This window comes from Deltaproteobacteria bacterium, assembly GCA_016930875.1.
Classification (GTDB): domain Bacteria; phylum Desulfobacterota; class Desulfobacteria; order Desulfobacterales.
This window is the reverse complement of record JAFGFW010000105.1, coordinates 1-5,251: the sequence shown is the minus strand read 5'-3', so window position 1 is coordinate 5,251 and position 5,251 is coordinate 1. Positions and strand designations below refer to the sequence as shown.

Genomic DNA, 5,251 nt, shown 5'->3' with positions numbered 1-5,251 from the left:
TTAAAAACCAAATCCTTGAGATCCTGTTCATCCTGTCAAAAAGAATGAACGAGGGTACAGGCCCCTTTTAGGGGCCTTCCTCATACCACCAGTTCTACTGGTGGTGGCTGATTTTTGAGGCTCAAGACAAAACGCGATGAACTGAGAGGTCACGTCATGTTTCGGACAAAACCTCGCGGTGTTCCTATGAGCACGGACAAGCTCAAAGTATGCTTTCCAAGCTTCTGACAGGGCATAGACTGTTCTGTCCGAAGCCCAGATCGCATGTAAGCTGGAAAAGCGCCTCCCTTTCAAGTCATTATATTCATGAGCATTCATAGTGGCCTATTTCAATGGAGGCTCCGTCGTGAACGGCCTGGACGGTTTTGAAATCGATAAGGTTTAGGGATACCAAATCGACGGCTTGACGGTCGAGACCGGCGACTTGATCTGCACCACAGATGGCAACCCGTCATTCCTCATGGGTCAATTCTGGTGGTTTATCGGGAAACTGATCGCTGGCGAGGTGGATCACATTTTCGTCTACGTGGGACCGAAAGGGCGTTGCGTTGAGGCCGGCGCTAAGGGAAAGGTCATTACCTTCAGTGTGCACGATCATCATTGGTACGCCGCCTCTATGTTTGCGCAGAGGAATATGACGGATAGCAGGATGTCCCCCATCTGTCCCTGGGAATCTGCCAATCGGCGGCAAGTAGATCGTCATTGCGAGGAGAAAAGGTGGCAGAAAAAAACTACTTCAGACTAGTATAAGGCTGAATAGCATAAAATAGGCGTCCCCCGAAATCGCCTTATCAGCTTTATTGATTTATTGGTGGGGGGTAAGTACGTCAGCAAGAACGTAGGGTTGACCGTCTGTGATTACGCCTAAAATGCGATACGGACTTGTGGTTAGTCTTTCTTGGAGGCGGCGGCGCCATGAGAATAAAGAGTATCAGAATGCACAACTTCCGTTCGATTCAGAATGAGACCGTTCGGTTGAATGAATACACTGCGCTTATAGGTCCGAACAATTCTGGAAAATCAAATGTCATTGCTGCGCTTCTATTCTTCTATGACGAGTTGAAACTGAAGGATACGGATTTTTTATGCTGTCCAGATTGCAAGCCAGACGAATTGTTCGTGGATGTGGAGTTCGTTGAGCTTTCCAATGAATTGCATGAGTCCCTGCCAGAGCAATACCGGCTGCCGGAAAACAGACTAAAGGTGAGACGGTTGGCCAAGAAGAATTCGAAAGCTGTTTACACAGGGTTCACCCTGACTGACGGAAAGGAAAGCCTGTTTGATACGGATTTCTTTGGTGCGAAGGGAGTTGGAAAGGCGAAGATAGGCGATGTCATCTACATACCCGCATTGAAGAATGTAGCACAAGAGCTGAAAACGACGGGCTCGGCAACGATGGCAAAACTCTTGAAAGAAATAGTCGAACCTGGGTTGCACGAGTCCAAGGAATACAAGCCCTTCTCTGATGCCGTGGTCGGGCTATCTGACAAGCTTCGGGAAATCCCAGTGGAGAATCTGGAAGAGTGGGATGGAAAATCCATATCTGGAATTGAGTGCTTCTTGAACAAGGAGCTAGCTGGTTGGAATTGCACAGTTATGGTAGATTTACAACCGCTTGATCCAGCCAAACTCGCCCAGCAGTCGGCCACATTGACTATTGAAGAGAGCGGTCATTTTCCTTTTCCCGTTGAGAGCAAGGGGCAGGGATTACAGAGGTCTCTTGAGGTGGCCCTAGTTAAGCTCTGGGCCGAGGTAAGTCGCAGAAAGGATAGACAGGGCCCTCAGAAAGGCAAAAAGGTCTTTCGTCCTGAGTTCACACTGCTGCTGATAGAGGAGCCAGAGACTTTTCAGCACCCGTCACAACAGTATAGGTTCTATTTTCAGCACCCGCAACAACAGTATAGGTTCTATGCGGATCTCAGGGAGCTTTCTAGTGGGGATAATCAACAGGTGATTGCCTCAACCCATTCGCCCTATTTCGTGACGCCCCATATTCATGACATGTGTTCCATTGTACGAGTGTTGAAGAAGGAGAATAAGAGCCACGCTAAAAGTCTATCCGACGATTTCATCGAGACAGTCCTGAAAGAGGAGGAAGTGAACAAGTTTCGCTACCATTTGTGGCTGAACCAAGAACGTAATGAGATGTTTTTTGCCGATACTGTGCTACTTGTCGAAGGCCCAACCGAAAAAGTCCTTTTCAACTGGGTGTTGCAAAATGGCCGAGGACTGCAGAGTTGTCATGGTCAAAAATGCTTTGTAATGGATTGTGGTGGAAAATTCCAGATGGGCAAATTTATGCGGCTGTTGGGGCAGTTTGAAATACCTCACCTCGTGGTTCATGATAGAGATGATGAAACAAAGGAGTTTCATAGGCAGGCTAACGAGAATATACAAGAAGGGATAAACGCCTTTACAAAGTCGATAATGATTCTAGAGCCAAATGTGGAACACCGCATGGGAATTGAGTTGCCAGACAGGGGTAGCGAGAAACCCATCGCGATGCTGGATTATCTCGATGATAAGGAGAAGAGAAACGAGGCTGCTTTGAATGAATTCAGCAAATTCATCGCAGGCGGTGTTTAGCTAGTGTCCATCCACGGACGAGTGATATTAGGGGACGCTGGTGAAAGGTTGAAATCTGTTCGGAGTAAGGCCACATGTCAACCTTTCACCAGCGTCCCCCTCTACCCTGTACTTCTAAAGGCTGTGCTGTGCGAAAATTGAACTTTTCTCGAGACACGTAATAGGCCGCGTGGCGCTAATTGGATTATTCTGAAAGAGCACAAGGAGGTTGGTCATGATACCATCAGATTTGTCGCCAGATTTCTTTCGGATTCTCGCCGCACTCACAAAACTCATCGTTCTCGCTATGTTACTTGAGCGTGCATTGGTGCTTTTGTTTGATTACCGATGGTTTCGTGAGAAGCTCAGCAACCTCGGATTCAAGAGCCCAATTGCTTTTGTGGTCTCCTGGGCGGTATGTAGTTTGTACCAGTTTGATGTCTTGGGTTCCCTCTTCGAAGGCAACAAAGTTTCGCCGATGGGGATTTTCATAACGGCCGCCATTGTTGCCGGCGGAAGCGCAGGTGCAATTACGCTGTTTCAGGGAGTTTTGAAATTTAGCAAGGAAGCCCAGGACAAAATGAAAGAAGTCGACAGGGCACAAAAAGACGCTGAACTGTCTGATGCCAAGGCCCGGAAAGCAGAGGCAGAAGCCCGGGAGAAGAAGGCAAAAACCTCCTAACTTGACAAATGTCGCTTTCGACTGATTGGGAAACACGGGAGTCTTGGGGACGCTCTTCAGTTTTCCAGTTCTGTAATAAGTGAAACCGTGAACCGGGTTAGACATGCTGGAAGGAGCTTGTATTGAAGCCCTCGGCAAAGATGAATTCCACAATTCAACATCAGGACAGACGTGAAAAAGTAAAGATGTCCCCCAACTGTCACAAACTGCCGCTATTTGGTTCAACTAGATGGTTGACGTAGTAACAAAGCATGACAGGAAGGAGGATCATTATGCCAAAAGCACATGCGTTGTTGGTTGGGTTAAAAAGCGTAGACCCTAACGCCTATAATGGATGGGATGGTACTGGTGGATGTTGGGGATGTGAGCTTGATGTGGACAATATGGAAAGAATTCTGAAGCCTTTTGGTTACCAAACTAGAACACTGAAAACGGTTGAGGCGACTCGCGACGGGATTCTATCTGCACTTTATCGTGCCGCTGATCTCATGGTAGAAAACGACATCTATGTTTTCTATTATTCAGGCCATGGCGGGCAACAACCAGATGTTAATGGAGATGAATTGGATGGTAAAGACGAGACCCTTGTCGCCTATGATAGAGAAGTAATTGACGACAAAATCCACCAAGCATTGACTAGGTTCAAACGTGGCGTCCGCGTCGTAATGATAAGCGACAGCTGCAATTCCGGGTCCAATTACAGAGGGATGATGACTGTTGAGGTGAATGAAGATTCCATTTTTCGGCCCGTGGCAAAACGCTCAAGGGATGACATCGAGGTTGACGCACAGCTGATACATCTCGGTGGATGCCGCGATGGGTTCACGTCGGCTGGATATCAGGGAGGTGGCGCTTTTACCATGGCCCTTTGCGAAGCGTGGGGAAATGGTGCATTCAACGGGACCTTCAAGGAGCTGCATGAAAAGATCTGTGAATTGATACGATCGAGTCAGAAACCGCAATTCAGCGAGTACGGGCCAGTGTCTGATGACTTTCGGAGCCAGAGAGCCTTTGCCGTGCCAAGTACCCCTCCAGCAGAAGGTCCACTTGAAATCCCTGTTACTGAGATAGCTTCTATTGAGGCGAAAATCACAGCCCATGGTGAGAAACATAACTACAAATTCACTGCTGATGAAGTAGGGCAATATACCATTGAAACTGAAGGTCGGACAGACCTAGTTATGACGCTTTATGGCCCGGATAGTGAATCGAACCTCATAACGCAGGATGACGATAGCGGGGCTGGTGTGAATCCAAAAATAGTGGCAGACCTTAAACAAGGCACGTATTATCTCCGAGTCCAACATTACGACAGTGAAGCCGGTACTGGGGCCTACAAGATAAAGGTCGTCAAACAGGTTGGGTAACAATGACTTCAAACCTTGATTATTGATTGGAATGGCGGAACGCCCTTAAGCTCATAAGTTTCTTATTATCAGTACAAAAATTGGCGAACCTGTAACACTGCACAAATGAGAAGATTTATCTGCCAGTTGAAAAAGAGTTTTAGAAATTTAAGGGCCCGCTACGCCTTCGCTACGCCTTATTCTAGAAATGCTGTTTTCTTGGGGGAATCCCGCTCGCAATTCATCCGACACTAGAGGAGAAAAATCATGAAGAGGTCAGTTGTTATTTCAGTGGTTTTAGTCCTGAGCCTGATTATTGGCATTTCTTCGGCGCTTGCCGTTGAGGTCACTTTATTTGGTCCGAAGCAGTATGTGCGCACCAGTGGTTCGCCAGATGTTTTTGCCGATACGTTTGTTGGTGTGCCCGGGCAGGGAACGCTCATCGTCAAGAACGGCAATTATGATGGCGGCCACAGAGTTGAAGATGGGGTGAGCAGCGCCACAATGTCCGTCAATGGGCTGGAGATATTTGGTCCCAACGACTTCAACCAGAACGTCTATTACCTGGAAACAACAGTGGATTTGATTGAAGATAATACGGTGGATATAACATTGGCGAGCGCCCTGGGTAGCTACATTACTGTTGAGGTTACAGAAG

Annotated in this window: 5 protein-coding genes; all 5 read left to right on the top strand. The window is 47.5% G+C overall.

Features of this window, described 5'->3' with window-relative positions:
* Positions 1-403 precede the first annotated feature (403 nt).
* Complete coding sequence (locus JW883_09730) at positions 404-745, top strand: hypothetical protein (protein MBN1842543.1); 342 nt, start codon at positions 404-406, stop codon at positions 743-745.
* Between the two features lie 170 nt (positions 746-915).
* Complete coding sequence (locus JW883_09725; protein ID MBN1842542.1) at positions 916-2,586, top strand: ATP-dependent endonuclease; 1,671 nt, start codon at positions 916-918, stop codon at positions 2,584-2,586.
* A 214-nt stretch (positions 2,587-2,800) separates the two neighbouring features.
* A complete protein-coding gene (locus JW883_09720; GenBank protein MBN1842541.1) occupies positions 2,801-3,247 on the top strand; it encodes a hypothetical protein in 447 nt (148 codons plus the stop codon).
* An 860-nt stretch (positions 3,248-4,107) separates the two neighbouring features.
* Entirely contained in the window at positions 4,108-4,614 is a 507-nt protein-coding gene (locus JW883_09715) for a PPC domain-containing protein (protein MBN1842540.1), read from the top strand.
* Between the two features lie 246 nt (positions 4,615-4,860).
* Positions 4,861-5,251: hypothetical protein (locus JW883_09710; protein MBN1842539.1), on the top strand; the 391-nt coding region annotated here is incomplete at its 3' end.